Raw genomic sequence first — 25,752 nt, forward strand, 5'->3', positions numbered from 1 at the left:
ACGGACAATCTCTTTTTACCAGTCCAGGGGGAAGACCTGGCCGTTTTCCCGGACGGCCAGGGTCTTTTCCCCGGCGGCGGGACAGGCGGCCAGGAAGGCGCCGGTGAAGCCGAAGTCCTCCCACTGGTGCATGGGGAGGAGCAGGCGGATGTCCGCTGTCTCCAGGAAATACCGGGGGCCCCGGAATCCGTCCTCCCCCAGCCGGGGGTCCAGGGGCAGCATGGCCAGGTCCAGGCGGCGGTTGCGCAGGGGCTCCGCGTACCGCTTGAAGTCCGCCTCCATGTTCCGGTTCCAGGCGGGGTCTTCTCCCGCCCAGTGCCACCAGTTCAAGTCCCCCGCGTGGAAGAGGGTCTTCCCCTCCGCCGTCACCAGGAAGGCCACCCCCTCGTCGGTGGAGGGCAGGGTCTCCACGGTGACGCCGGGCAGCGCCTCCAGGGTCTCCCCGCCGCCGAGGGTGCGGCACTGGGCGGCGGTCTCCGGGGAGAGGCCCCATTTCTCCCGGTTCCGCTCCGTCAGGCGGATGCCCTTCCCCAGGAGGAAGCCGTCGGCGTCCAGGGAGAAGAGGGCGGGGTTGAAGTGGTCCGGGTGGCGGTGACTGGCGAAGACCAGCAGCGGCACCCCCTGCCGCCGGGGCGGCAGGGGGCCCTTCCACCAGTCGAACAGCAGCGTCACCGTGGGCAGCTCCACCCAAAAACCGCTGTGGGCCAGAAAAGTGACGGTGCTCACAGGTACTTGACCGCCGTTCCGTAGGCGATGACCTCCGCCGCCCCCTGCATGACGGCAGAGGAGCCGTAGCGGATGTTGATGATGGCGTCGGCCCCCAGGGCGATGGCCTCATCCACCATGCGCTTGGTGGCGATCTGGCGGGCTTCGTTCAGCATCTCCGTGTAGCCCACGATCTCACCGCCCACCAGGGTCTTCATCCCCGCCATGAAATCCTTGCCGAAGTTTTTGGACTGGACCACCGTGCCTTTTACAAGGCCCAGGGCCTCCAGGTCCTTTCCGGGAATATGGTCAATAGTCAGCAGCAGCATCTTCTTCTCCTCCTTGAATTTCTTTCATTCGTTGTTGGTATACGATCCAGATGGGGAATAAAGTCCCCAAATCCAGTAAGGCTATCCCCAGCAGCACCGGGGAGAGGGGGCTGCCCGGCGGCAGGCGGCCCCGGACCCACAGCAGCGCCGCCAGGGCGATCAGCCGGGTCAGCACGGCGGTGCAGGCGCCCCGGCGGGCGTCCCGCCGACGCCGGAGGGCGCGGTCAGTGTGATTCGGCATCGTCGTTCCCGCCTCTCTTGAGCTCCCGCAGCCGCCGGCGCAGCACCGCCAGGATGCCCGCCGTCACAAAACCGGCGCCTCCGCCGCAGACCAGCAGGAGAAGGCGGTCCCGCGGGCTGACGCCCTGCTGGAAAAACGCCAGGGCCGCCGCCACCGTCCCCGCCGCCAGCGGTGCCGCATAGAGCAGCAGCACGACCGCTGAGGCGATGGCGCCCAGGCGCTTTCCTCTGCGGGTGAAATGTTTCGGCATGGGTTCCCCTCCTTTCGCTCTCCTGCGTCCGCCGGAGGCGCGGTCAGTACTGGCTGGCGTCGTCCTCCTCGCCGCCCTGGATCTCCCGCAGCCGCTGGCGCAGCACCGCCAGGATGCCCACCGCCACAGCGCCGCCGATCACGCCGTAGATCAGCAGGAAGAGGAGGCCCACGGCCCCGTCACCCTGCCGGAAAAGCCCCAGGGCCGCCGCCACCGCGCCCACCGCCAGCGGCACGGCGTAGAGCAGCACCACCGCCGCCGAGGCGATGGCACCCAGGCGCTTTCCTCTGCGCTTAGAACTGTCTGGCATCGTCGATCTCCCTCCTTCCAATCTCCCGGATCCGCTGGACCAGGGCCAGCAGGACGCCCGCCGCCACCACCAGGGGCAGCGCCCCCAGAATCACCGCCAGGGCCAGCGGCGGCGCGCTGGCGGGGTCCGCGGCGTAGCCCCAGACCATCAATCCCGTGAGGCTGCCCATCAGCACCACCATCAAAAGCGCCACGGCCACCGGCGCCACATATCGGAAGCGGATGTCCAGCCGCTGTTTGTCCTGGAAGGTGGTGCCGCTGCGCTCCATCTGCTCCATCCGCTCCAGCAGGGCCTGGGCGTCCAGGGACTCCAGCTTCTCCGAACAGTCCCGCAGCCCTTCGCACAGCCGGGCGGCGGCCTCCAGATTCTCCCGCTCCCGCTCCAGCGTGACCAGGTGGCGGCGCATCCCGTCCCCCACGGTGTGGGCGCCGCTCTGCATCTGTCGGATTTCCTCCAGGGGCAGGCCCAGCTTCCGCAGCAGCTTCACCTGCCGCAGCACGGCGATGTCCGCCTCCCCGTAGTCCCGGTAGCCGTTTTCGCTGTTGCGCCGGGGAGTCAGCAGGCCCTCCGCCTCGTAAAAGCGGATATTCTTTTTGGTGATGCCCACCAGGGCTTCCACTTCGTTGATTTTCACGGGCTTCCCTCGCTTTCTGAGCCTATGGTACACCTTCCAGAGGGGGGAAGGTCAAGGGGGATTTAAAAAAAATCCGGTGGAGGGGTGGGAACGGGCGGCGGAATATGGTACAATCATACCATGTGCAGACAGGATATGACAACAAAACGCGTATTGGAACAGCTGCCGGAGCCGCTGTTGGCCTGGTTCCGGACCCACGCCAGGGACCTGCCCTGGCGGCGGACGGAGGACCCGTACCCCATCTGGGTGTCGGAGATCATGCTCCAGCAGACCCGGGTGGCGGCGGTTCTGGGCTATTATGCCCGGTTTTTGGAGGCCTTCCCCTCGGTGGAGGCCCTGGCCGCCGCGCCGGAGCAGCGGCTGATGAAGCTGTGGGAGGGCCTGGGATATTACAGCCGGGCCCGGAATCTCCAGCGGGCGGCCCGGCTGGTGGCGGAGCGGGGCGGCTTTCCGGACTCCTACCGGGGTCTGCTGGAGCTGCCGGGGGTGGGGGAGTACACCGCCGGGGCCATCGCCTCGGCGGCCTTCGGCCTCCGGGAGGCGGCGGTGGACGGCAACGTGCTCCGGGTGGTGGCCCGCCTCACCGACTGCAGCGGCGACATTCTGGACCCCAGGGTGAAGCGGGCGGTCCGGGAGCAGGTGCAGGCGGTGATGCCTTGGCGTCCGGCGGACATCCGCATCTTCAACCAGGCCACCATGGAGCTGGGGGCCACCGTGTGCGTGCCCAACGGCCCGCCCCGGTGCGGGGAGTGTCCCGCCCGGGCGCTGTGCCTGGGCCGCCTCCGGGGCACGGCGGAGGCGCTGCCGGTGAAGCGGGCGAAAAAGGCCCGGCGGCAGGAGGAGAAGACCGTGTTTCTCCTGCTGCGGGATGGGAGAGCGGCCCTGCGCCGCCGGCCGGACACGGGACTGCTGGCAGGGCTGTGGGAGTTTCCCAATGTGGAGGGCGCCCTGGACGAGGCGGCCGCCCCCGGGGCGGTGGCGGCCTGGGGCCTGGAGCCCCGGGCCTGGAAGAGCAAGCTCACGGCCAGGCACATCTTCACCCATGTGGAGTGGCGGATGACCGGCTATACGCTGGAGGTCTCCGGGCCCGGCCCGGCGGATTTCCTCTGGGTGGACCGGGAGGGCCTGGCGGCCCACGCGGTGCCCTCGGCCTTTGCCCGGTATTATGAGGCGGCGGAGGCGGCACTGGAGGAGGCGTGACGGCCCGCCGCGAGGCGGAGAAAGGAGCGGACCATGGGATGGCTGGTGGGATTGCCGCTGGGCATCTTCCGGCTGTTGGCTGGATGTTTCATGCTGGCGCTGCGGCTGGCGGTGCCGATTTTGGTGATCGCGGTGGTGATCTTCCTGCTGCGGCGGGCCCGGCGGCGGGACGGCGGCGGGGCGGAGCCGCCCCGGGAGCCGGAGTTCCGGGGCCCGGTGTACACGGTGGACTATGAGGACGTGGAGGACGGGCCGGAGAACGGAGCGGCAAAATGAGGGCGGTGGAGGGCCTGCTGGCGCTGGCGCTGGTGTTGCTGGTGCGGAAGCTGTGCTGGTGCCTGCGGTGGCTGTGGTGCTATTCCCGCGGGCGGCCGGTTCCGCCGCCCATTTCCTGGCTGCCCCGGCGCAGCGGCACGCTGTTCCACGCCCACATGGGCCAGGACAACGAGGAGGAGTGAGCATGCCTTTCTGGAAAAAGAGCGACGATCCCTGGGACCGGCGGCCCGGCAGGCCCCCCGCCGCGCCGGAGGAGCCGGAGGCGGCGGAGGACGACCCTCTGGAGACCCTCCGGGGCCTGGGGGAGAAGCTGAAATCCGCCGTGGGAAGTTTCCGGGAGCCTAGGCCGGAGGAGCCGGAGCCCCCGCCGGAGCGGTGTCCCTGGTGCCAGGGCGCCATGGAGCGGGGCTATCTCCACGGCCAGGGATTCCTCTACTGGCAGCGGACCAAACCCAAGGCCCTCAGCCTCACCGGCCACGACGCCGACGCCCGGGTGCTCAACACCGAGGGCGGCATCGCCACCAGCTACCGCACCGCATGGGAGTGTCCGGCCTGCCGCAAGCTGGTCGTGGACGTCTCCGACCTGCCCCTTGCCGGGGAGCCGGTGTACCCCGGCCCCTTTTCGGAGGCGCCGGAGGAACGGGAAGAAGAATAAGGGAGAACGAGAATTCACATGGCACAGCTTTATTTCAAATACGGGGCCATGGGCTCCAGCAAGACCGCTAACGCCCTGATGGCCCGGTTCAACTACGAGGAGCGGGGGCAGAAGGCCCTGCTGGTCAAGCCCCGGATGGACGCGCGGGACGGGGACCACATGGTGGTCTCCCGCATCGGGCTTACCCACTCCTGCATCTACTTTGACGAGATGCGCTGCCTCACCATTATGGAGCTGCAGCAAAACGCCTGCATCATTGTGGACGAGGCCCAGTTCCTCACCCGGGAGGAGGTTTTGTACCTGGTTTACCTGGTGGACGACCTGGGGATTCCCGTGATGTGCTACGGGCTGCGGGCGGACTTCAAGGGGGATTTGTTCCCCGGCAGCGAGGCGCTGCTGGTGATGGCGGACAAGATCGAAGAGGTGAAAACCATCTGCTGGTGCGGCAAAAAGGCCACCTTCAACGCCCGGTTCGACCAGAACGGGAAGGTTTTGAAGGAGGGGGAGCAGGTGGTCCTGGGGGCCAACGACCAGTACATCGGCCTGTGCCGCCGCCACTGGATGGAGGGCAACCTGGGCCCGGACTTCGACGTGACGAAGGTATGATCTGTACGTTGTGTCCCCGGAACTGCGGGGCGGAGCGGACGGCGGAGCGGGCCGGCGGCGTCTGCGGCCAGCCCATGCTGCCGGTGGCGGCCCGGGCCATGCTCCACCTCTGGGAGGAGCCGTGCCTGGTGGGGGAGCACGGCGCCGGGACCGTGTTTTTCACCGGCTGCAACCTCCGCTGCTGCTTTTGCCAAAACCGGCCCATCTCCCGGGGGCAGGTGGGCCGTCCGGTGACGGCGGAGCGGCTGCGGGAAATTTTCCGGGAGCTGATCGCCGCGGGGGCGGCCTGCCTGGATCTGGTGACTCCCACCCACTTCACTCCCGTGATCCTGGAGGCCCTGGGGGACGAGGCGTGGCCGGTGCCGGTGGTGTGGAACTGCGGGGGATATGAGAAGCCCGATACGCTGCGGCTGCTGGAGGGCAGGGTCCAGGTGTACCTGCCGGATTTGAAGTACGCCCTGCCGGGGCCCGCCGGGCGGTACTCCGGGGCGGCGGACTACTTCCAGTGGGCCACGGCGGCCATTTTGGAGATGTTCCGCCAGACGGGGCCCTGCCGGATGGAGGGGGGACTGCTGAAGCAGGGGGTCCTCATCCGCCACCTGTTGCTGCCCGGGGAGCTGGAGAACACCCGGCAGGTGATCGACTGGGTGGCCGCCGCCTTCCGTCCGGGGGACGTGCTCTTCTCCCTCATGAGCCAGTACACCCCCCAGCCCGGGGCCCAGGGGACCCTGGCCCGCCACGTGACGGCGGCGGAGTACCGGGCGGCGGTGGAGTATCTGGGCAACTGCGGCATCACCGGCGGCTACACCCAGGAGCGGACCTCCGCCCGGGAGGAGTACACGCCGGACTTTGACCTGACGGGGCTGTGAGCCCTGTGCGAACGCCGCCCCGCGTCCTCTCGGACGCGGGGCGGCGGTTTCTCACTTCCGGTTGTCTTTGTCCAGGCTGCGCAGGGATTCCAGCGCCTCCCCGAACTCCTTGGCAATGGCGGAGGGGTTGCCCCGCAGCAGCCGCAGGGAGCGGCGGTAGGTCCCGGCGGTGCGGGCGCGGATGGCGCCGCGGCGCTCCCGGACCCGCTCCATGGCCTCGCTCAGCTCCGAGCGGTACTGGGCCAGGCGCTCCTCCGTCAGGTCCGCCGCATCCTCCAGACGGTCTCTGGCCCGGTCCAGCGCCTCGGAGATGGCGTCCAGAATGTCCAGCCGGGCCTGCTGGCTGTGCCGGAGCCGGAGCTCCTCGATCTCCCGGCGCCGCTGCCTCCGGGCGGTGCGGGCATCCTCCTCGGCCTGGCGCTCCGCCTCCACCCGCTCCTTCAGCAGCATGGCGTTCAGCTCCGTCCGGACCCGGAAGCGCCGCAGATCGTCCTCGGCAAAAGCGGCGGCCACCTCCGCCCGCTTGGCCAGGCGGCGCAGCTCCTCATTTTCCTCCGTCAGCCGGGTGAGCACCTCCCGCAGGTCCATGGCGGCCTGGAAGGACTGCACGGCGTCCGCGGTAAAGGCCGCCGTCAGCAGCAGGGCCAGGGGGTCCACCAAAAAGGCGGGCACCTCCCCCAGCAGCCGGGCCACCGGCGGGTGGAGAAACCGCACCAGGAGAATGGAGAAAAAGCCCCAGGCCACGGAGCTGGTGAGGCAGATGTAGCCGTGGAGGTTGCACCGCTGGTGGGAGTAGTCCCAGTAGCGGACCTTGAACAGATGCTCCATGGCGGCGCCGGTGGCGTATTCCAGCACCGTGGCCGCGGCCATGCCCAGCAGCCACACCAGCCCCGGGTGGGCGGCCACCGGCAGCGTGACGAACAGAATCAAAATGGCGCCGCAGCCGTAGATGGGCAGCAGGGGGCCGTTCAAAAAGCCCCGGTTCACCCACCGCCGCTGGCGGAGGGAGACGTAGCAGGACTCCCACACCCAGCCGCAAAAGCAGTAGAAGAAAAACAGCAGGGCCCACTGGCCCGTGGTGTAAATGTGCACGGCGCGTCTCCTTCCCTCAGTCCACTTCCACCCGGAAATCCCCCCGGGCGGCGGCCTCCGCCCGGCGGCGTTTGTCCTCCGCCAGGGCGTCCAGCATCCCGCCGATGATCTGGTTGGAGACCAGGAAGCCCCGGGGGGTCAGGTGCCACCGCCCCTCCTCGCACACGGCGTAGCCCGCCTGGGCGCAGCTCTCCAAAAAGGGGAGGAAGCAGCGGAACCGGCGGCGGAACCGGTTTTCAAACACCTTGGGGTCCAGGCCGCGGACGGTCCGCAGCCCCAGCATCACCCACTCCGTGTCCCGGTCCAGGGGCGGGATGCGCTCGCTCTCCGACAGCAGGGGGGTGCCCTCCCGGACGCTGCGAATGTAGCCCTCCAGATCCCGCTCGTAGGCGTAGCGCACCCCGCCGAAGTCCGAGTGGGCGCCGGGGCCGAAACCGGCGTACTCCCCCAGCGTCCAGTACTTCAGATTATGCCGGGACTCCCGGCCGGGCTTTGCAAAATTGGAGATCTCGTACTGGCGGTAGCCGTTTTGGGCCAGGTAGTCCACGGCGTACAGGTACAGCTCCGCCTGGGCCTCGTCCCCGGGCAGGTCCGCCTCCGCCTGCCGGGCGAAGAGAGGGGTGCCCTCCTCCACCTTCAGGCCGTAGCAGCTCAGGTGCTCCGGCTCCAGGGCCACCGCGGCGGCCAGGGTCTCCCGCCACTGCGCCGCCGTCTGGCGGGGCAGTCCGTAGATCAGGTCCAGAGAGAGATTGGACAGCTTCGCCCGCCGGGCGGCCTCCGCGGCGGCGGTGACCTGGGCCATGGTGTGAATCCGACCGATCTCCCGCAGCTCCTGGTCGCTGGCGGACTGCATCCCCAGGGACAGCCGGTTGAACCCCGCCCGGCGGAGGGCGCGGAGGGCCTTCCAGTCCCCGGCGGAGTCCGGATTGGCCTCCAGGGTGATCTCCGCGCCGCTGTCGACGCGGTACTTCTTCTGAACGGTTTTCAAAAGCTTTCCCAGCCGCTTTTCCCCGAGGAGGCTGGGCGTGCCGCCGCCGACATACACGCTGTCCACCGTGTGCCCGGCGGCAAAGGGGGCGATCTCCGCCAGGTGGGTGCACAGGGCGGCGGTGTAGTCGTCCATACGGTCCTCCCGGCCGGAGAGGGAGTAAAAGTCGCAGTAGGCGCATTTCTGCCTGCAAAAGGGGATGTGGATGTACAGCCCCAGGGGCTGCGGCGTGGTCTTCATAGGTGATCCTCCCAAATAGTATCGAGCATAGTCTACCTCTTTCCGCCGGGGTTTGCAAGGACGCATATTTTCCGCGCCACGGGCCACACTAGGAAAAACTTCCTGGAAAGAGGGGTTTCCCGATGGATATGTCTCCAAAAGAATACCAGCAGTACGTGCAGCAAAAGGCGCAGAAGTCCCCCATCGTGAAGAACACGGCGATGGCTTTTCTGGTGGGCGGGCTGATCTGCGTCCTGGGCCAGCTGATCCAAAACGGCTGGGGCGCGGCGGGGCTGAGCCGGGAGGACGCGGGCACCGCCACCTCCTGCTCGCTGGTGGCGCTGTCTGCCCTGCTGACGGGGCTGGGGCTGTACAGCCGCATGGCCCGCTTCGGCGGCGCCGGCACCCTGGTGCCCATCACGGGCTTTGCCAACGCCGTGGTCTCCCCGGCCATCGACTTTCGGAGCGAGGGCTTCGTCACCGGCATGGCCGCCAAGATGTTCACCGTGGCGGGGCCGGTCATCGTCTTCGGCACCCTGGCCAGCGTAATCTACGGGATTGTGCTGCTGCTCTGGCCCTAGGACTCACGTCCCCGGCGGATCACCGCCGGGGATTTTCTTGTTCTTTTTGAATTTAGATCTAAATACATAAAATTTTAATTGACAGAATTTAAGATCTGGAGTAGACTGTTGGTAAAGGAGGGAGCTTATGGAAGAATTGCAACAGATGCTGCTGAAAAACGGCTGTGAGATGGACGACTTTCTGCGGACCGCCCATTTGACCATGCTGCTCTTTCTGCTGGAACAGCTCTGCCGGGGCATGAAGCGGGACCCGGCGCTGCGGAGCCGGGTGCTGCGGATTTACCACCGGACCCGGGACAACGTCCAGGCGGCCCACGACATTGCGGACAAGCTCTGCGGCGTGGACCTACCCGAGGCGGACAGTGCCTGGCTGGACCGGTGCCTGCGGGCGCATTTTCAGAAACAGTCCCGGCGAAAGCCGGTGGCCGCCGGCGTCAGGGCGGCGCTGCTGCAAAAGCAGGCGGGGCGGTGCGCCTGCTGCGGCGAGGAGCTGGGGCCGGACAACCACTACGACCACATCATCCCCTGGGAATGGGTGGGGGATGAGCTGGCGGACAACGCCCAGCTGCTCTGCGGGCCGTGCAATGAGCACAAGAGCGGCTGCGTCTATTACATGCTGAAAAGCCAACTGCTGAAAAAAACCGTGTGAGGAGGAAGCTATGAGACCCATTGCCCTGATACCGGTCCGCCAGTTTGGGCGGACGTTCTACGCGGGAAAGCTGGACCCCCGGCTTCTCATCCGCCTGACCGACGACATTCAGGTGGGCGACATCCAGGACGCCCAGCGGCCGCTGGAGGAAAAGCATCTTCGGGAGATCTCTGCATATGTGGGGGAGGAGCACGGGATGCTGCCCGGAAGCGTGATGCTGTCCACCAAGCGGAATGAGGAGGGCCGGCTGTTGAAGGTGCAGTCCGAGCAGGTGGAGGTCCTCCTGGAGGACGGCACCCGCCGCCGGGAGGAGCGGTATTTTCTGGAGATTCCTGACCGGGAGGCGGAGTTTGAGGCGTACCAGGGAACGCTGGACGTCATCGACGGGCAGCACCGGATTTTTGCCTTCCGGGAGGATTTCCGCAGCCCCGATGTCAAGGACGATATCCCCTATGAGATCACATTCAGCCTGTTTGAGGTGCCCACCGTCCGGGAGCGGCAGATGCTGTTCATGGTCACCAATGAGAAGCAGAAGGCGGTCAGCGGCAACCTGCTGCTGTGGCTGCGCCAGAAGCTGGGACTGCTCTCGGAGAGGGAGCGGAAGTACTATCCCACCATCACGGAGCTGAACACGGAGCACTGTTCGCCGCTGAGGGGGCGTATCATCATGAGCGCGGAGCGGATTCCAAAGGGCTACAAGGCCAAGGAGCTGGTGAAGATTCTCGCCAAGACCTTTCCGGAGAATATGCTGGTGGACGCCTCCCCCGCCACGGAGGAGCAGAAGTTCGACGCCCTGTGCCGGTATCTCCGGGGGTGGGAGGCCTTCTACGGGCTGTCCTTCCAGGAGCCCGGGAAGGACACCATGACCAAGATCTCCGGCCTGCGGTACATCCTGTGGCTGTTCCCGCTCTTCTGGAAGCACGCGATTGAGGAGCAGAGGCCGCTGAACGACGAGTTTGTGGGGGAGATGATCCAGGCCCTCCAGGAGAGCACGGGGCAGGAGACGCTGTTTGAGAACTCCGCCGACTTCCGGGGGGAGGGCGCCACGGACAAGGCGGTGAAGGACCACAGCAGCTGCTGCGAGACGTTTTTGACGTTGCGCCGCCGCCGGACCTTCAACCCGCTGGCATAGAGAAAAGCCGCCGGAGCTCCGGCGGCTTTTTTTACGGCTCTTTTTCCAGCAGCCTTCCGGCGCCGGTGTCGATGCCCAGGGCTCCCAGGGGGGCGGTGAGGAGGATGGCCAGTACCGCCACCGACAGCACCAGGCTTCCGCAGGGCAGGCCCATGGCCAGGGGCACGGAGCCGATGGCCGCCTGAACGGTGGCCTTGGGCAGATAGGAGATCACGCAGAACAGCCGCTCCCGGCGGTTAAGGTCCGTGCCCCACAGGCTGGCCAGCACCCCCAGGGACCGGACCGCCAGCGCCAGGAGGATCATCGCCAGGGCGCCGGGACCGGCCTCCAGGGTGTAGCGGACATCCACCGCCGCGCCCACCAGGACGAACAGCAGCAGCTCCGCCGCCAGCCACAGCTTGCCGAACTTCTCCGCCAGCCGGGCGGAAACGGCGGGGACGGTCCGCATCCCCAGCGCGCAGGCCATGGCCACCACCGCCAGCAGCCCGGACAGGGGGACCAGCCCGGAAAGCCAGGTCTCCAGCGCCAGCAGCAAAAAGGCGGTGCCCAGGAGAATGATGACCTTCACGCTGCCCCGGACGGTGTGGGCCATGGCGTACCGGGTTTCAAAAAACCGGGCCAGGGCCGCTCCTGTCAAGGCGCCCGCGGCGATGCCCAGCACAATGGACACCGGGATGCCCGCCAGGTCTCCCGCCGCCGCGCCGCCGCCCTGGGCGATGCCGGTGAAGGTGGAGAAGAGGACGATGACGAACACGTCGTCCATGGAGGCGCCGGCCAGCAGCATCTGGGGGATGTGCTTGCCGGTGCCCCGGCGCTCCTCCATCAGCTGGACCATCCGGGGCACTACCACGGCGGGGGAGACGGCCGCCAGCACCGCCCCCATGACGGCGCCCTCCGCCCGGGTGAGCCCCAGCACCGCCGGCGCGAAGAGCACGTAGGCCAGAATCTCGGCGGAGGCGGGCAGGCAGCTCAGCAGCAGGGCGGGGCGGCCAACGGCCTTCAGGTCCCGCAGGTCCAGGGACAGCCCCGCCTTGATGAGGATGATGACCAGGGCCATCTTCCGCAGGTCCGCCGAGACCAGCAGGATGGAGCTGTCCAGCAGGTTCAGCGCGTAGGGGCCCAGGAGGATGCCGGTGAGCAGCATCCCGATGATGCGGGGGAGGCGGAGCCTCTGGCACAGGGCGGCCATGGCCAGCCCCGCCAGAAAGATCAAGGCGAGAGACGTCAGCATGTGGTGTGCCACCTTTCCAAAAAAAAGCTGATGAGTCCTGCGACGTATCGCAGAAGTCATCAGCCTTTCAGCGGTTTCGGGAGATCCCGGGGGAGAACTTCATTCCCTGGTTCCCCATGATAGCACGGCGAAGGGGCGGAGTCAAGGCGTTTCTTCCAGCGACGTCCAGCTGGCGCTGCCGTCGCTGAAGCTGAGGCCCCGGGCCACGGGAACGCTGCGGCTGGAGATGCCGTCGGTGGCGGTGACGGTGACGAGAAGGTCGTCGTAAGGGTCTGCGGCGGCGGAGCCGGCGCACACGCCGCCTACATTCTCCGCGTCAAAGACCGCGCTGGAACCGTCGGAGCCGGTAAAGACGATCTGGTAGGTGATCCCCTCCCCGGCGGCGCTAGGGACAAAGCGGTAGTTCACATAGCCGTCGTGGCCGTAGAAGCCCACGCCGGAGACGGTGAAGGCGTCCGGCAGGGCGCTCGCCACGGCCGTCTCCGCCGGCGCCACGTCCCGGCGGCTCCAGGCCCACAGCCCGCCGCAGAGCAGGCAGGCCGCCAGAAAGCCGCACAGGGCGGGGAGGAGCCGCGCCCCCCTCCGGCCCGCCGGGGAGGCGGGCGCCCCCGTCTCCGGCAGGGCCGCCTCCGGGACTGCCTTCTCTGGGGCTGCTGCCTCCGGCGCCGCCTCCCGGCCGCACAGGACGTCCAGGGGGAGCGCCAGGACCTCCGCCAGGGCCAGCAGCTTGGGCAGGTCCGGCATGGCGTCGCCGGTCTCCCATTTGCTCACCGCCTGGCGGGACACCTGGATGCGCCCCGCCAGGTCCTCCTGGCTCATGCCCCGGGCCTTCCGCTCCCGGGCCAAGCATTCGGAAAACTCCATCTCGCCACCTCCTTGTCTTTGGATGTATCATACCAGACGAGGCGGTTGCGCGCAACCAGGCGGGCGCGGCAGGGGCGCAACCAGTGGTTGCGGAAGGCGAATTTTTTGAAAGTTGAAAAGTTTACATAACGGTGTGGAAAACTCTGTGGAGAATGTGCAAAACCCTGATATATGAATGAATTGTGAAGGTGACGCTTTGGTTATGGGAATTGTTGCGCAATAACATTTTCTCGAAAAAGGCGGGTTCCCAGCGGGAAAAGGCGGGAAAGCGGCCCGCCTGCGGCGGGGCACTTGAACCGGGGGGCGGGTTGTGATACAATAGGAAAGCATTGAAATCAGGGCAGTTTCTGCCTTTTCGGAGGAACTATGGCGACAAAGAAGCAATCTTACGGCAACGACAGCATCTCATCCCTGAAGGGGGCGGACCGGGTCCGGAAGCGGCCGGGCGTCATCTTCGGCTCCGACGGCCTGGACGGCTGCCAGCACGCGGTGTTTGAGATTCTCTCCAACTCCATCGACGAGGCCCGGGAGGGCCACGGCCGGTCCATCACCGTCACCCGGTACGCGGACCATTCCGTAGAGGTGGAGGACGCGGGGCGGGGCTGCCCCGTGGACTGGAACGAGAAGGAGCAGCGCTGGAACTGGGAGCTGGTGTACTGCGAGCTGTACGCCGGCGGCAAGTACGACAACATGACCGGCGAGAGCTACGAGTACTCCCTGGGCCTCAACGGCCTGGGCGCCTGCTCCACCCAGTACGCCTCCCGTTACATGGACGTGACGGTGTGGCGGGACGGCTTTCAATACGCCCTGCACTTTGAGCGGGGCGAGCTGGTGGGGGAGCTGAGCAAAACCCCCCTGCCCAAGAGTCAGGCGAAAAAGACCGGCACCCGCACCCACTGGCTGCCGGATTTGGACGTGTTCACCGACATCGCCATCCCGGCGGCGTACTTTGCCGACGTGATGAAGCGCCAGGCGGTGGTGAACGCAGGCATCATCTTCCGCTTCCGCAATGAGACGGCGCCGGGGGCGTTTGAGGAGACGGAGTTCTTCTACGAAAACGGCATCGCCGACTATGTGGCGGAGCTGGCGGGGGAGGGGAGCCTCACCGCGCCGGTGTTCTGGCAGGCGGAGAAGAAGGGCCGGGACCGGGCGGACAAGCCGGAGTACAAGGTGAAGCTCAGCGTGTCCTTCTGTTTTTCCAACCGGGTCAGCATGATCGAGCACTACCACAACTCCAGCTGGCTGGAGCACGGCGGCAGCCCGGAGAAGGCGGCCAAGTCCGCCTTTGTCTCCGCCATCGACGCGTATCTGCGCCAGCAGGGCAAGTACCAGAAGAGCGAGAGCAAACTCACCTGGGCGGACGTGGAGGACTGCATCGTGCTGGTGAGCAACAACTTCTCCACCCAGACCAGCTATGAAAACCAGACGAAAAAGGCCATCACCAACAAGTTCGTCCAGGAGGCCATGACGGAGTTTCTCCGCAGCAACCTGGAGATCTACTTCATTGAAAACCGTTTCGACGCGGAGAAGATCGCCGAGCAGGTCCTCATCAACAAGCGCTCCCGGGAGAGCGCGGAGAAGGCCCGGCTGAACATCAAAAACAAGCTCTCCGCCAACATCAGCATCACCGACCGGGTACAGAAGTTTGTGGACTGCCGGTCCCGGGACGTAGCCCGGCGGGAGATCTATATCGTGGAGGGCGACTCCGCCCTGGGCAGCGTCAAGCTCAGCCGGGACGCGGAGTATCAGGGCATCATGCCCATCCGGGGCAAGATTCTCAACTGTCTGAAGGCGGATTACGCCCGCATTTTCAAAAGTGACGTCATTATGGATTTGATGCGGGTGCTGGGCTGCGGCGTGGAGGTGCAGAACCGCCACGTGAAGAACATGGCGGCCTTCGATCTGGGGAACTTCCGGTGGAACAAGGTGGTCATCTGCACCGATGGCGACGTGGACGGCTTCCAGATCCGGACACTGATCCTCACCATGCTCTACCGGCTGACCCCCACCCTCATCCGGGAGGGCTACGTCTATATCGCGGAGACCCCTCTCTTTGAGATCAACTGCGGGGAGAAGACCTGGTTTGCCTACTCCGACAAGGAGAAGAACGATATTTTGAAGGGCCTGGAGGGGAAGAAGTACAAAATCGACCGCTCCAAGGGCCTGGGCGAAAACGACCCGGACATGATGTGGCTGACCACCATGAACCCGGAGACCCGCCGCCTCATCCGGGTGATGCCGGAGGACGTGGAGCGGACGGCGGCCGTCTTCGACCTGCTGCTGGGGGACAACCTCCAGGGCCGGAAGGACCACATCGCGGAAAACGGCTACCGCTATCTGGAGATGGCGGACATCAGCTGAGGCGGGGCCGGTGGGCCGCCGGAGAGGGAGAAGCCGGGGCGCAGGCCCCGTTTTCAGAAATACCGGTAAGGAGGATACGGCGATGAAACGGCTGCTTTCCATGGTGCTCTCCCTGTGGGTGCTCCTGGCCCTGGCGCTCCCCGCCGCCTCGGCGGCAGAGGCGTCCCCCGCGCCCCCGGCGTGGGTGGACAAGGAGGAATACCTGGTGCTCCCCGGAGACAGCGCCTACGAGGGCGCGGACTGGGAGCGGATTCTGCGGCTGCGGGAGGACGCGGCGGCGGGCCATGTGGAGCCGCAGAAGGGGGAGGCGCTGTACGCGGACTGGGATGCGGGGGAGGCCCTGGGGTGCTCGGCCGCCATGCGGTACGAGCTGGGGCTCATCGGCATGAAGTATGCGGAAAACGCCCCCAGCCACCGGTGTGCCTCCAGGGCCCGGCGGTATTTCTCCCTGGCCCAGTCCTCCTATAAGCAGGGGGGCGGCGATGCCTCCGACCCCGCCTACTACCTGATGCAATTGTGGTATCTGCGGGCCCGGCTGCTGGAGTGCGCACCCACCACCAACCAGCGGTTCTCCGGAACCGCTCTGAACACCTTCCTTCAGAATTCCGGCTACACCATGGAGCAGTTCCTGGACTACCCCGCCCTGGCGGTGGTCTCCGACCAGGAGTGGGAGGAGATCTGGGCCGCGGTGGAGGCCTACGAAAACCGGGTGGAGGTCTGGGTGGACGGGCACGTGCTGACGGTGGACCGGACGGTGGCGGACGGCAAGGAGGTCTACCGGGACGCCGACCCGGAGATTGTAAACGGCACGATCATGGTCTCCCTCCGCTGGGTGGCGGAGCGGCTGGGGGCGGATGTTACCTGGGTGGCCGAGACCCAGGCGGCCCGCGTCTTCCGGGCCGGCGTGAACATGGATTTCCCCGTGGGCAAGACCACGGCCTACCGGGACGGCGTACCGGTGGAGCTGGGGGCGGCCACGTACACCTCCAAGGACCGGACCATGGTGCCGGTGCTGCGCCTGGCGGAGCTGATGGGGCAGCGCGCCTCCTGGGACGAGACCACCCGCCGGGTGGAGATTTGGGAGGACAAGACCGCGGCGGAGGGCTCCAACCTGGAGGCCTGGGCCCTGGCCATGGGCGCCGTGCGCATGGTGATGATGCCGAACCAGGACCCGGCGATGTTCGGCGGCATGGGCCGGGCGGAGAAGGCACCCTATGAAAACGCGCCCACGGTCTACGGCAGCAGTCTGCGCGCCGCCAAGGAGTACGGCCGGGCCGCCCTGCTCAATGAGTGGGGCATCTCCGACCGGGCGGGGCTGATCGAGTTGATCACCCGCATGACGGACCATGGGCACAACGACGACTTCCTGGCGGACGTGGCCTGGATTGCGGGGATGAAGAACAGCGAGTACCAGCAGATTCTCCGCAACGCCCAGGGCATGGACGTCTACATGTTCCCCTTTACCAAGCAGTTGGGGGAGAAGTGGGGGGAGACGGGCATCCTGGCCTGGGACCTCTCCCGCATGAGCAACCTGGCCCAGTACGGCTATACCGCCGGCTTTCTGACCTACGAGGAGGCGCTGGCCATCCTGGAGCCTGCGGCGAAGCGCTGCCGGGAGACCTTCTCCTCCTGGGAGACGTTTTATGAGAATTACCTGGACGGCTACAACTGGTGGGCCCGCAACGACGTGTTGGGGAAGGACCCCTGGACGGTGACCCGGGGGACCTTCTGCAAGGAGCTGTTGGAGCGGCACCGGGAGGTTCTGGACGACGGCCTGTTCAAAAGCGCCGTCCGGGGCGTGGACGGCTACACGGCGGAGGCCTTGCTGGCCTCCGTCCAGTGAGAGGAAGGGGGGCGTCATGAGCCTGAACAAATTGCTGGTGGCCTGTTCGGTCTTCACGTCGGCTCTGGTTCCGCTCTCCACGTGGTTTCACTGGCGGCCGGGACGGGTGCTGGTCTTGCTGCACGGGGAGATGACGCTCCTCGCCGTCCTGTTTGCCGCCGCCTGTTGGCGCGGAGCCCCCGCGCCCGCCTGGGACCGCTGGGGGCTGCCCGCCGCCGCCCAGAGGCGCCTCTCCCGCCTGCTGGGGGCGCTGTTCCTGGCGAACGCCGCCGTCTGGCCGGTGGGGGCGCTTGTTGGGCGGGTGGTGGAATTCGATATGGATTTCCTGCTGCTGGCCCAGATCATCGGCCTTCCGGTGATCGCCCTGCTGGGGGGGCTCCCGTTCCTTTTCAGGGGAAAACAATTCAAGTAAGGATTTTGTGGATATGCCAAAGAAAAAGCAGCCCGAGACGGGCAAGCCAAAAGTGAACAACCCCCATGTGATGGGCCTTCGGGCGGCGGTGGTGGAACAGCCCATCACCGACACCCTGGAGACCAATTACATGCCCTACGCCATGAGCGTCATCGTCTCCCGGGCCATCCCGGAGATCGACGGCTTCAAGCCCTCCCACCGCAAGCTCCTGTACACCATGTACAAAATGGGGCTTTTGACGGGGACGCGGACCAAGTCCGCCAACATCGTGGGCCAGACCATGCGCCTCAACCCCCACGGCGACGCCGCCATTTACGACACCATGGTGCGCCTCTCCCGGGGCTACGGCGCGCTGCTGACCCCCTTTGTGGACTCCAAGGGCAACTTCGGCAAGGCCTATTCTCGGGACATGGCCTGGGCCGCCCCCCGGTACACCGAGGCCAAGCTGACGGCCATCTGCGCGGAGCTGTTCCGGGACATCGATAACGACACCGTGGACTTCGTGGACAACTACGACAACACCATGAAGGAGCCGGCCCTGCTGCCCACCACCTTCCCCAACATCCTGGTCTCCGCCAACAGCGGCATCGCCGTGGGCATGGCCTCCCAGTTCTGCGGCTTCAACCTCAAGGAGGTCTGCGACACCACGGCGGCCTATCTGAAAAATCCAAACTGCGACCTGAGCGAGACGCTGCGGGGGCCGGACTTTCCAACCGGCGGCGAGCTGATCTGCGACGACACCGCCCTCCGGGAGATCTACAACACCGGCCGGGGCAGCGTCCGGGTGCGGGCCAAGTACCGGTATGTGAAGGCGGAGAACCTGATTGAGGTCTACGAGATTCCCTACTCCACCACCGTGGAGGCCATTTTGGACAAGGTGGCGGAGCTCATCAAGGCGGGAAAGGCCAAGGAGATCGCGGACATGCGGGACGAGACGGATCTCTCGGGCCTGAAACTGGCCATCGACCTCAAGCGGGGCACGGACCCGGACAAGCTGATGGCCAAGCTCTACCGCCAGACTCCCCTGGAGGACGCCTTCTCCTGCAACTTCAACGTGCTGATCGCCGGCATGCCCCGGGTGCTGGGGGTGCGGCAGATTCTGGAGGAGTGGACCGCCTGGCGCACGGACTCCGTGCGCCGCCGGGTGTACTTCGTGCTGAACAAGCGCAAGGACAAGCTCCACCTGCTCAAGGGCCTCAAGCGCATCCTGCTGGACATCGACAAGGCCATCCGCATCATCCGGGAGACGGAGGAGGAGGCCGAGGTCATCCCCAACCTGATGATCGGCTTCGGCATCGACCAGGTCCAGGCGGAATTTGTGGCGGAGATCCGGCTGCGCAACATCAACAAGGAGTATATTCTCAAGCGGGTCCGGGAGACCGACGACCTGGAGCAGGAGATCGAGGACCTGGAGGACATCCTGAACGACCCCCGCCGGGTAAAGCAGATCATCGTGGACGAGCTGGGCGAGGTGGCGAAGAAGTACGGCGAGCCCCGCCGCACCGCCATCGTCTACGGCCACGAGCTGCCGCCCTACGAGGAGGAGACGGCGGTGGAGGAGTACCCCGTCCACGTCTTCCTCTCCCGGGACGGCTATTTCAAAAAGATCACCCCCCTCAGCCTCCGCATGAGCGGGGAGCAGAAGCTCAAGGAGGGGGACGCCCTCCGCCAGACCTTCGAGACCACCAGCAACGCCGAGATCATGTTCTTCACCGACCGCTGCCAGGTGTACAAGACCCGGCTGGGGGAGTTTGAGGACACCAAGGCCAGCCTCCTGGGGGACTACCTGCCGGTGAAGTTGGGGATGGACGCCGGGGAGAACGTGCTCTACGCCGTCCTGCCCGGGGACTACACCGGGGCGCTGCTGTTCTTCTTTGAAAACGGCAAGGCCGCCCGGGTGGACATCGCCGCCTACAAGACCACCTCCAACCGCCGCAAGCTCACCGGCGCCTATTCCGACAAGGCGCCCCTGTGCTGCATCCGCCGCATCGACGGGGACTGCGAGCTGGCGGTATATTCCACGGAGCCCCGGTGCCTGATCTTCCACACGGCGCTGCTCTCGCCCAAGACCACCCGCACCACCCAGGGCGTGGCGGTGATGAACCTGAAGCCCAAGTACCGCCTGGAGGCGGTGAAGCCCCTGGAGGAGACGGCCATCACCGGCCAGAGCCGCTACCGGGTCCGGGCGGTGCCCGCCGCCGGCGCGCTGCTGCGGCAGGAGGACTCCGAGGAGCGGCAGCTGGGGCTGCTGGACGGTGCGGAATGAGGGCGCGGCTGAAGAGCTATGGGATCATCACCCTGGGGTCGGTGCTCTTCGCCCTGGGGTTCGACTGGTTCTTCGTCCCCAACCTGGTGGCCATGGGCGGCGTCACCGGCCTTGCCCAGGTGCTCAACGCCCTGGCGCCGGTGCTGCCGGTGGGCACGCTGACGATGCTGCTGAACATCCCGCTGTTTCTGGCGGGCTGGCGGTTCATCGGCTTCCACCTGCTGGCCTCCTCCCTCTTTTCCATGGCGGTGAGCGCCCTGGCCATCGACGGCATCGCCGCCGTCCACGCCTTCGCCCCGCTGGACCCCATGCTGGCCGCCCTGTGCGGCGGGGCGCTGCTGGGGGTGGGCTTCGGCCTGGTGTTCTCCCAGGGGGCCACCACCGGCGGCACGGATATCGTGGTCCGGCTGCTGAAGCTGAAATTTCCCTGGCTGCCCCTGGGCAAGCTGATGCTGGTGCCGGACGGCGTGGTGCTGGTGCTGGTGGCCCTGGCCTTCGGCCGGGTGGAGGCGGCGCTGTACGGCGCCGTGGCGCTGTTCGTCACCGCCCGGGTGATGGACGCCGTCCTCTACGGGATGGACACCTCCAAGGTGGCCTACATCATCTCCGACCGCTGGCGGGACATGGCCGGCGTGCTGCTGGAGGAGCAGGGGCGGGGCGTCACCCTTCTCCACGGGGAGGGGGCCTATACCCACCGGGAAAAGCAGGTTTTGATGGTGGCTTTCCGGCAGAGGGACATCGTACAGCTCAAGCGCACCGTCCGGGAGCTGGACCCGGCGGCGTTCCTCATTGTCTGCGACGCCCACGAGGTGCTGGGCGAGGGATTTGGAGATTATCAGAAGGAGGATCTTTGACATGGCGTTTGAAACGGTAAAAAAGTATCTGGAGGCCCGGGGCTTTGCGGTGAAGACCTTTGAGACCGGGGCCCAGGCCGCCGCCTATCTGGACGGCGCTCTGGACGGCACCACCATCGGCATCGGCGGCAGCGTGACGGTGCAGCAGCTGGGGCTGTATGACGCGCTGGCCGCCCACAACACGGTGTTCTGGCACTGGCAGAACGGGCCGGGGGAGCTGCCAAAGGCCATGGGGGCCCAGGTGTACCTCACCTCCGCCAACGGCTTGGCGGAGACCGGGGAGATCATCAACATCGACGGCAACGGCAACCGGACGGCCTCCATGCTGTACGGCCATAAGAAGGTGGTGTTCCTCATCGGGCGGAACAAGCTGGCCCCCACCTATGAGGAGGCCCTGTGGCGGGCCCGGAACATCGCTGCGCCGAAAAACGCCCAGCGCCTGAACCGGAAGACGCCCTGCGCCATCAATGGCGACCGCTGCTACGACTGCAAGAGCCCGGACCGCATCTGCCGGGGATTGGCGGTGCTGTGGGAGGCCATCTCCGGCGTGGAGATGGAGGTGCTGCTGATCGACGAGGACCTGGGGTACTGAGCATGGAGAGGAGGCGGCCCATGAAGCTGCGCCGGGCGCCGCTGCTGCTGGCGCTGTGCCTGCTGACGGGCTGCACGCCGCTGCTGGAGCGGACGTACAGCACCGTGGAGCCCCACAGCAGCAAATTCTGGGAGAGCGAGGCCGCCGGGACCCTCCGGGCGGAGAACCTCCAGGATATCGTCAACGACTTGCTGCTGCTCATCAGCCAGCGCACGGAAACCGCCACCCTGCGGCTCTACAACTTCAAGGACGACATGACCGTGGCGGAGACGCTGGACCAGGCCACCACGGAGATTTTGCAGGAGACGCCCATGGGCGCCTATGCCGTGGAGTACATCACCTCCGCCAGCCAGACCCAGCGCAGCTACTATGAGATCGCGGTGCAAATCAGCTACCGCCGGACGGCGGAGCAGATTCAGGCGGTGGTGAACGCCACCAGCACGGAGGCGCTGTACAGCCTGCTGGAGGCCGCGCTGGACGAGGAGAAGGCGGAGTTGGCGGTGCGCATCGGCTACTGGGACCAGGACGGCGCGGAGCGGGTGAGCGCAATGGTGGAGCGTATCCGGGAGGAGCGGGGACTGGCGGAGACCCCAGCCTGGGTGGTGAATTACTATCCCGCCGACGGGGCAGTGGGTCTGATCGAGTTCCTGCTGGAGCCGGGGGAGGACGCGGTGGCGGCGCTCTCCCCGGCGGCGGAGGGGGAGACCCCGCTGCCAGAGGGGGTGCCGGAGGGGGAGACCCCGCCGCCGGAGGAGATGCCGGAACCGCCCGATGGGTCTGCCGCGTAAAAAGACGGAAAAAACCGCGAAAAAATCTTGACAAGGAGAAAAACCTCTGGTAGAATACTCCTTGTTCCGCGGGCATAGCTCATCTGGTAGAGCGCCACCTTGCCAAGGTGGAGGTAGCGAGTTCGAGCCTCGTTGCCCGCTCCAGCTGAAACAGGACATCCGATTTGGATGTCTTGTTTTTTTGGTAAGCGGCGAACTCGCTACCTCCACCTAACGCGCGAAGCGCATTTAAAATCAGAGGTCCGGCAGGGTTCCTGCAAATGGCCGAAGTCCGTTTGCGGGATGCCGGTAGTGAGTTCGAGCCTCGTTGCCCGCTCCAGCTCAGAAAAAGTCCTAAGGCGATGAAAAAAGCCTTAGGGCTTTTTTTATGCGCTGGACGGACGTTTTCTTCGCTTTCCCTCCGGACCCGCTGCGTTGGGCTCCGGATGGAGTACGGGGAGTGTGCGGGGAAAGCGCGGGGCTGGGAATATCTTCTTTGTGCAAAATCACGGTTGACATCGGCGGTTGGGGTGCGTATAATGCAAAGCAATCAAACAGCAAACCGATGAGCAAGAGGAGTACCCGGTTAGGTCACCTTTCAGAGAGCCGTGGGTGGTGGGATCACGGCAGAGAACTTTCCGGCGAATGGACTTGCGAGGGCAGAGCGAACGGCCGTTTGGCCCAGTAGCGGCTGACGGGAACCGCACCCGTTACCATGGCGGCGCGTATGGATGTACGTGGAACGAGCGGGCGCTTTGCGCCAACTTGGGTGGTACCGCAGGATGGAAGTCTTGTCCCAATGATGGGGCAGGGCTTTTTTATTTTACCCTATTGGAGGTTGGAACCATGCAGCTGAAGACGAGACGATGGCGGGGGTGCACCGCAAGTTTCCCCGGCGCTTGACCGCCGTCCCAATCATCATTTGAATTTGAAAAGAGAAATGGAGATACAACCATGAAAAACTTCCGTAAACTGCTTTCCGCCGCTCTGGCGCTGACGCTGACCCTCTCCCTGGCCGCCTGCGGCGGCAAGACCGAGCCCCCCGCCCCCGGCGGCGACGGTCCCTCCCAGCCCGAGCCCGCCGGGAAATTCCTCATCGGCATCTCCCAGTACGGCGAGCACGCCTCCCTGGACAACTGCCGCATCGGCTTCCTCCAGGGCCTGGAACAGGCCGGACTGGTGGAGGGCACCGACTACGAGATCGACTACCAGAACGCCGGGTTTGACGACGCCATCGCCACCCAGATCGGCCAGAGCTTCTCCGCCGAGGACGCGGATTTGATGGTGGGTATCGCCACCCCCTCCGCCGTGGCCTGCTACGCCGCCGCCGAGGATAAGGACATCCCCGTGATCTTCACCGCCATCACCGATCCCGCCCAGGCCAAGCTGGACACCGGCAACGTCACCGGCACCTCCGACAAGCTGCCGGTGGAGGCCCAGCTGGACCTGATCCGCCAGATGCAGCCCAACGCCAAGACCATCGGCATCCTCTACACCACCAGCGAGCCCAACTCCGTCTCCGCCATCGCCGAGTACCAGGAGAAGGCCCCCGATTACGGCTTCACCGTGGAGGTCCTGGGCGTCACCGCCCAGTCTGAGGTCACCCAGGCCGCCGACACCCTGATCTCCCGCGGCGTGGACTGCTTCACCAACCTGACCGACAACACCGTGGTGGGCGTGCTGCCCGCCATTCTGGAGAAGACCAACGAGGCCGGCATCCCCGTCTACGGCTCCGAGGTGGAGCAGGTGAAGATCGGCTGCGTGGCCGCCGCCGGACTGGACTACGTGCAGCTGGGCATCCAGACCGGCCTGATGGCCGCCAAGATCCTCCGGGGGGAGGCCACCTGCCAGGACCTGCCCTATGAGACCATCTCCGAGTACGGTATCTACGTAAACGCCGAGTCCCTGGACGCCATGGGCATCGTCGTCCCCGCCGCCGTGGCGGAGCGGGCCGTGGAGGCCGGCCAGGCCTGAGCATCGACCGCATTTCGCCGCATCCCGCTGTCATCCGCCGCTCTCCGCCGCAACCGTGGCGGAGAGTTCCGGCGTCTTTGCAGCCCATTATCTTTTGAGGAGGGGTCTCCATGACGGACCTGCTGATCAGTACCCTGACCCAGGGCCTGGTCTACGCGCTGATCTCCTTCGGCGTGTATATCACCTATTCCATTCTGGACTTTCCCGACCTGGGGGTGGACGGCACCTTTCCCCTGGGCGCCGCCGTCACCGCCGTGCTGCTGACCAAGGGAGTCAACCCCTGGCTGACGCTGCCCATCGCCCTGCTGGTGGGGGGCCTGGCGGGACTGTTCACCGGGTTCATCCACGTGCGGCTGGGGGTGCGGAACCTGCTGGCGGGCATCATCACCATGACCGCCCTGTTCTCCGTGAACCTCCAGATCGCCGGGTCCAACCTGACGGTGGACCGGGGCACCGACACCATCTTCACCTCCGCCCCGGTGATGGCCCTGCTGGGGAACCTCACCTTGATGGAGCGGAAGCTGCTGGTGTCGCTGGTGCTGGTGGTGGCGGTGAAGGTGCTGATGGACCTGTATTTCAGGACCAAGTCCGGCCTGCTGCTGCGGGCGGTGGGGGACAACGCGGGGCTGGTGACCACCCTGGCCAAGGACCGGGGCACCGTGAAAATTCTGGGCCTGGTGCTGGCCAACGCCCTGGTGGCCCTGGCGGGCTGCGTGGCCTGCCACGAACAGCGCAGCTTCTCCGCTACCATGGGCACCGGCCAGCTGGTGTACGGCCTGGCGGCGGTCATCATCGGCGTGTCCGCCGTGGGCTTTTTCACCGGCTCCCCGGTGGCCCGGGGGATGCGGCGCCTGCCGGTGCTGAAATGGCTGGCCTCTCCCGCGGGCACCACCGCCGTCATCCTGGGCAGCATCCTCTACAAGCTGTGCATCCAGGTGGCGCTGAGCCTGGGCCTGCCCGCCAACATGATGAAGCTCATCACCGCCGTGCTGTTTTTGCTGGTGCTGGTGCTGTCCGGACGGAAGGGGGAGGAGATTATCCATGCTTGAGGTACGGGAGATCACGAAGATTTACAACCCCGGCACCGTTACGGAGCAGCGGCTCTTCGACCGCTTCTCCCTGACGGTGGAGGACGGCCAGTTTGTGGCCATCGTGGGCAGCAACGGCAGCGGCAAGACCTCCCTGCTCAACATCATCTGCGGCTCCATCCCCGTGGAGGGGGGAGACGTGCTGGTGGGCGGGGAGAGCATCGCCAAAAAGAAGGACTACCAGCGCTATGCCTCCATGGGCCGGGTGTACCAAAACCCGGCGGCGGGGACCTGCCCCAACCTCACCATGCTGGAGAACCTCTCCCTGGCGGACAACAAGGGCAAGCCCTTCGGGCTGACCCGGGGCGTGAACAGGGCCCGCCGGGCCTTTTACCAGGAGCAGCTGCAATCCCTGGGCCTGGGGCTGGAGGATAAGCTGGATGTGAAGATGGGGGCCCTCTCCGGCGGCCAGCGCCAGGCGGTGGCGCTGCTGATGGCCACCATGACGCCGCTGAAATTCCTGATTCTGGATGAGCACACGGCGGCGCTGGACCCCAAGACCGCGGAGGTCATCATGGAGCTGACGAACCAGGTGGTGCGGGAGAAACAGCTCACCGCCATGATGGTGACCCACAACCTCCGCTACGCCGTGGAGTACGGCGACCGGGTGCTGATGATGAGCCAGGGCCGGGTGGTGCTGGACCGGGCCGGGGCGGAGAAGGCCGCCACTTCCATCGACGATATCCTGGGCATGTTCAACCGGATTTCCATGGAGTGAGCGGGGCCGGACAGAGCGAAAAAGCGGGCCTGCCGCATGTGCGGCA

The 25,752-nt window shown here is 66.1% G+C and carries 29 protein-coding genes, 1 tRNA gene, 1 riboswitch and 1 other annotated feature; of the genes, 20 read left to right on the forward strand and 10 right to left on the reverse strand.

The features are described from left to right. Positions 1-15: 15 nt before the first annotated feature. The 6 genes from QZS21_RS06180 to QZS21_RS06205 are packed head-to-tail and all read right to left on the reverse strand — an operon-like array spanning position 16 to position 2,469. Positions 16-726 (reverse strand): MBL fold metallo-hydrolase, encoded by a 711-nt coding sequence (locus QZS21_RS06180; protein WP_295581391.1) that lies wholly within the window; start codon positions 724-726, stop codon positions 16-18. Beyond that, a complete protein-coding gene (locus QZS21_RS06185; protein ID WP_295581394.1) occupies positions 723-1,034 on the reverse strand; it encodes a YbjQ family protein in 312 nt (103 codons plus the stop codon). The genes QZS21_RS06180 and QZS21_RS06185 overlap by 4 nt, the downstream gene beginning before the upstream one ends. Continuing rightward, on the reverse strand, positions 1,015-1,275 hold the full coding sequence (locus tag QZS21_RS06190; protein WP_295581396.1) for a hypothetical protein: 261 nt from the start codon (positions 1,273-1,275) through the stop codon (positions 1,015-1,017). Before QZS21_RS06190 ends, QZS21_RS06185 begins: the two co-directional genes overlap by 20 nt. Further along, positions 1,259-1,525, reverse strand: a complete 267-nt coding sequence (locus QZS21_RS06195) for a hypothetical protein (protein ID WP_295581398.1) — start codon at positions 1,523-1,525, stop codon at positions 1,259-1,261. Before QZS21_RS06195 ends, QZS21_RS06190 begins: the two co-directional genes overlap by 17 nt. 43 nt (positions 1,526-1,568) lie before the next feature. Further along, entirely contained in the window at positions 1,569-1,835 is a 267-nt protein-coding gene (locus QZS21_RS06200) for a hypothetical protein (protein ID WP_295581400.1), read from the reverse strand. Then, on the reverse strand, positions 1,819-2,469 hold the full coding sequence (locus QZS21_RS06205) for a MerR family transcriptional regulator (protein ID WP_295581402.1): 651 nt from the start codon (positions 2,467-2,469) through the stop codon (positions 1,819-1,821). Before QZS21_RS06205 ends, QZS21_RS06200 begins: the two co-directional genes overlap by 17 nt. Positions 2,470-2,604: 135 nt before the next feature. On the opposite strand from QZS21_RS06205, the gene mutY reads away from it, so the two are divergent. From mutY to QZS21_RS06235, 6 genes are read left to right on the forward strand one after another with little or no spacing between them, the layout of a single operon-like run. Further along, the gene (gene mutY / locus QZS21_RS06210; RefSeq protein ID WP_295581404.1) at positions 2,605-3,669 is read left to right on the forward strand and encodes an A/G-specific adenine glycosylase; all 1,065 of its coding nucleotides are present in this window, start codon (positions 2,605-2,607) and stop codon (positions 3,667-3,669) included. A gap of 33 nt (positions 3,670-3,702) precedes the next feature. Next, positions 3,703-3,945: a hypothetical protein gene (locus tag QZS21_RS06215; protein ID WP_295581406.1), complete on the forward strand. Its 243-nt coding sequence runs from the start codon at positions 3,703-3,705 to the stop codon at positions 3,943-3,945. Further along, on the forward strand, positions 3,942-4,127 hold the full coding sequence (locus tag QZS21_RS06220) for a hypothetical protein (RefSeq protein WP_295581408.1): 186 nt from the start codon (positions 3,942-3,944) through the stop codon (positions 4,125-4,127). The genes QZS21_RS06215 and QZS21_RS06220 overlap by 4 nt, the downstream gene beginning before the upstream one ends. A 2-nt stretch (positions 4,128-4,129) precedes the next feature. Next, positions 4,130-4,600 carry a PF20097 family protein gene (locus QZS21_RS06225; RefSeq protein ID WP_295581411.1) on the forward strand — a complete coding sequence of 157 codons (471 nt, stop codon included), beginning with the start codon at positions 4,130-4,132 and terminating at the stop codon, positions 4,598-4,600. A gap of 18 nt (positions 4,601-4,618) precedes the next feature. Then, positions 4,619-5,206, forward strand: coding sequence for a thymidine kinase (locus tag QZS21_RS06230; RefSeq protein ID WP_295581413.1), 588 nt, complete (start codon positions 4,619-4,621; stop codon positions 5,204-5,206). Then, the gene (locus QZS21_RS06235) at positions 5,203-6,075 is read left to right on the forward strand and encodes a radical SAM protein (RefSeq protein WP_295581415.1); all 873 of its coding nucleotides are present in this window, start codon (positions 5,203-5,205) and stop codon (positions 6,073-6,075) included. Before QZS21_RS06230 ends, QZS21_RS06235 begins: the two co-directional genes overlap by 4 nt. Before the next feature lie 51 nt (positions 6,076-6,126). Here QZS21_RS06235 and QZS21_RS06240 read toward each other — a convergent pair whose 3' ends face one another. Continuing rightward, a complete protein-coding gene (locus tag QZS21_RS06240) occupies positions 6,127-7,167 on the reverse strand; it encodes a putative ABC transporter permease (RefSeq protein WP_295581417.1) in 1,041 nt (346 codons plus the stop codon). 16 nt (positions 7,168-7,183) lie between these two features. Further along, entirely contained in the window at positions 7,184-8,395 is a 1,212-nt protein-coding gene (gene hemW, locus QZS21_RS06245) for a radical SAM family heme chaperone HemW (protein WP_295581419.1), read from the reverse strand. A gap of 122 nt (positions 8,396-8,517) precedes the next feature. Here hemW and spoVAC point away from each other — a divergent pair, with 122 nt between their 5' ends. From spoVAC to QZS21_RS06260, 3 genes are all read left to right on the forward strand, one after another. Continuing rightward, positions 8,518-8,955: a stage V sporulation protein AC gene (spoVAC, locus tag QZS21_RS06250; RefSeq protein ID WP_295581421.1), complete on the forward strand. Its 438-nt coding sequence runs from the start codon at positions 8,518-8,520 to the stop codon at positions 8,953-8,955. Positions 8,956-9,082: 127 nt separating this feature from the next. Beyond that, positions 9,083-9,604: an HNH endonuclease gene (locus tag QZS21_RS06255; protein WP_295581424.1), complete on the forward strand. Its 522-nt coding sequence runs from the start codon at positions 9,083-9,085 to the stop codon at positions 9,602-9,604. 10 nt (positions 9,605-9,614) lie between these two features. After that, positions 9,615-10,736: a DGQHR domain-containing protein gene (locus QZS21_RS06260; protein ID WP_295581426.1), complete on the forward strand. Its 1,122-nt coding sequence runs from the start codon at positions 9,615-9,617 to the stop codon at positions 10,734-10,736. A 31-nt stretch (positions 10,737-10,767) separates the two neighbouring features. Here QZS21_RS06260 and QZS21_RS06265 read toward each other — a convergent pair whose 3' ends face one another. Next, positions 10,768-11,967, reverse strand: coding sequence for a cation:proton antiporter (locus tag QZS21_RS06265; protein WP_295581428.1), 1,200 nt, complete (start codon positions 11,965-11,967; stop codon positions 10,768-10,770). A gap of 43 nt (positions 11,968-12,010) precedes the next feature. After that, a riboswitch (Fluoride riboswitch) is annotated at positions 12,011-12,083 on the reverse strand. Between the two features lie 25 nt (positions 12,084-12,108). Continuing rightward, positions 12,109-12,831, reverse strand: a complete 723-nt coding sequence (locus tag QZS21_RS06270) for a helix-turn-helix transcriptional regulator (protein ID WP_295581431.1) — start codon at positions 12,829-12,831, stop codon at positions 12,109-12,111. Between the two features lie 366 nt (positions 12,832-13,197). Here QZS21_RS06270 and QZS21_RS06275 point away from each other — a divergent pair, with 366 nt between their 5' ends. The 11 genes from QZS21_RS06275 to QZS21_RS06325 all read left to right on the forward strand — a co-directional run bounded on the left by QZS21_RS06275 (position 13,198) and on the right by QZS21_RS06325 (position 25,706). Beyond that, positions 13,198-15,192 carry a type IIA DNA topoisomerase subunit B gene (locus QZS21_RS06275; protein WP_295581433.1) on the forward strand — a complete coding sequence of 665 codons (1,995 nt, stop codon included), beginning with the start codon at positions 13,198-13,200 and terminating at the stop codon, positions 15,190-15,192. An 82-nt stretch (positions 15,193-15,274) separates the two neighbouring features. Then, on the forward strand, positions 15,275-17,035 hold the full coding sequence (locus QZS21_RS06280) for a DUF1266 domain-containing protein (RefSeq protein ID WP_295581435.1): 1,761 nt from the start codon (positions 15,275-15,277) through the stop codon (positions 17,033-17,035). Positions 17,036-17,051: 16 nt separating this feature from the next. Next, positions 17,052-17,447 carry a hypothetical protein gene (locus tag QZS21_RS06285; protein ID WP_295581437.1) on the forward strand — a complete coding sequence of 132 codons (396 nt, stop codon included), beginning with the start codon at positions 17,052-17,054 and terminating at the stop codon, positions 17,445-17,447. 13 nt (positions 17,448-17,460) lie between these two features. Further along, positions 17,461-19,713, forward strand: a complete 2,253-nt coding sequence (locus QZS21_RS06290; protein ID WP_295581439.1) for a DNA topoisomerase (ATP-hydrolyzing) subunit A — start codon at positions 17,461-17,463, stop codon at positions 19,711-19,713. Beyond that, complete coding sequence (locus tag QZS21_RS06295) at positions 19,710-20,567, forward strand: YitT family protein (protein ID WP_295581441.1); 858 nt, start codon at positions 19,710-19,712, stop codon at positions 20,565-20,567. Before QZS21_RS06290 ends, QZS21_RS06295 begins: the two co-directional genes overlap by 4 nt. Position 20,568: 1 nt before the next feature. Continuing rightward, complete coding sequence (locus QZS21_RS06300; protein WP_295581444.1) at positions 20,569-21,159, forward strand: lactate utilization protein; 591 nt, start codon at positions 20,569-20,571, stop codon at positions 21,157-21,159. A gap of 20 nt (positions 21,160-21,179) precedes the next feature. Continuing rightward, positions 21,180-21,947, forward strand: a complete 768-nt coding sequence (locus QZS21_RS06305; protein WP_295581446.1) for a hypothetical protein — start codon at positions 21,180-21,182, stop codon at positions 21,945-21,947. A 68-nt stretch (positions 21,948-22,015) separates the two neighbouring features. Then, positions 22,016-22,091, forward strand: a tRNA-Gly gene (locus QZS21_RS06310). A 391-nt stretch (positions 22,092-22,482) separates the two neighbouring features. Continuing rightward, positions 22,483-22,728: a binding site (T-box leader), on the forward strand. Between the two features lie 152 nt (positions 22,729-22,880). Next, the gene (locus QZS21_RS06315; RefSeq protein ID WP_295581448.1) at positions 22,881-23,900 is read left to right on the forward strand and encodes an ABC transporter substrate-binding protein; all 1,020 of its coding nucleotides are present in this window, start codon (positions 22,881-22,883) and stop codon (positions 23,898-23,900) included. Between the two features lie 110 nt (positions 23,901-24,010). Continuing rightward, entirely contained in the window at positions 24,011-24,949 is a 939-nt protein-coding gene (locus tag QZS21_RS06320) for an ABC transporter permease (RefSeq protein WP_295581450.1), read from the forward strand. Then, positions 24,942-25,706, forward strand: coding sequence for an ABC transporter ATP-binding protein (locus tag QZS21_RS06325; protein WP_295581452.1), 765 nt, complete (start codon positions 24,942-24,944; stop codon positions 25,704-25,706). Before QZS21_RS06320 ends, QZS21_RS06325 begins: the two co-directional genes overlap by 8 nt. Positions 25,707-25,752 lie beyond the last annotated feature (46 nt).

This window comes from uncultured Oscillibacter sp. (assembly GCF_900544955.1).
Taxonomy (GTDB): Bacteria; Bacillota; Clostridia; order Oscillospirales; family Oscillospiraceae; genus Oscillibacter.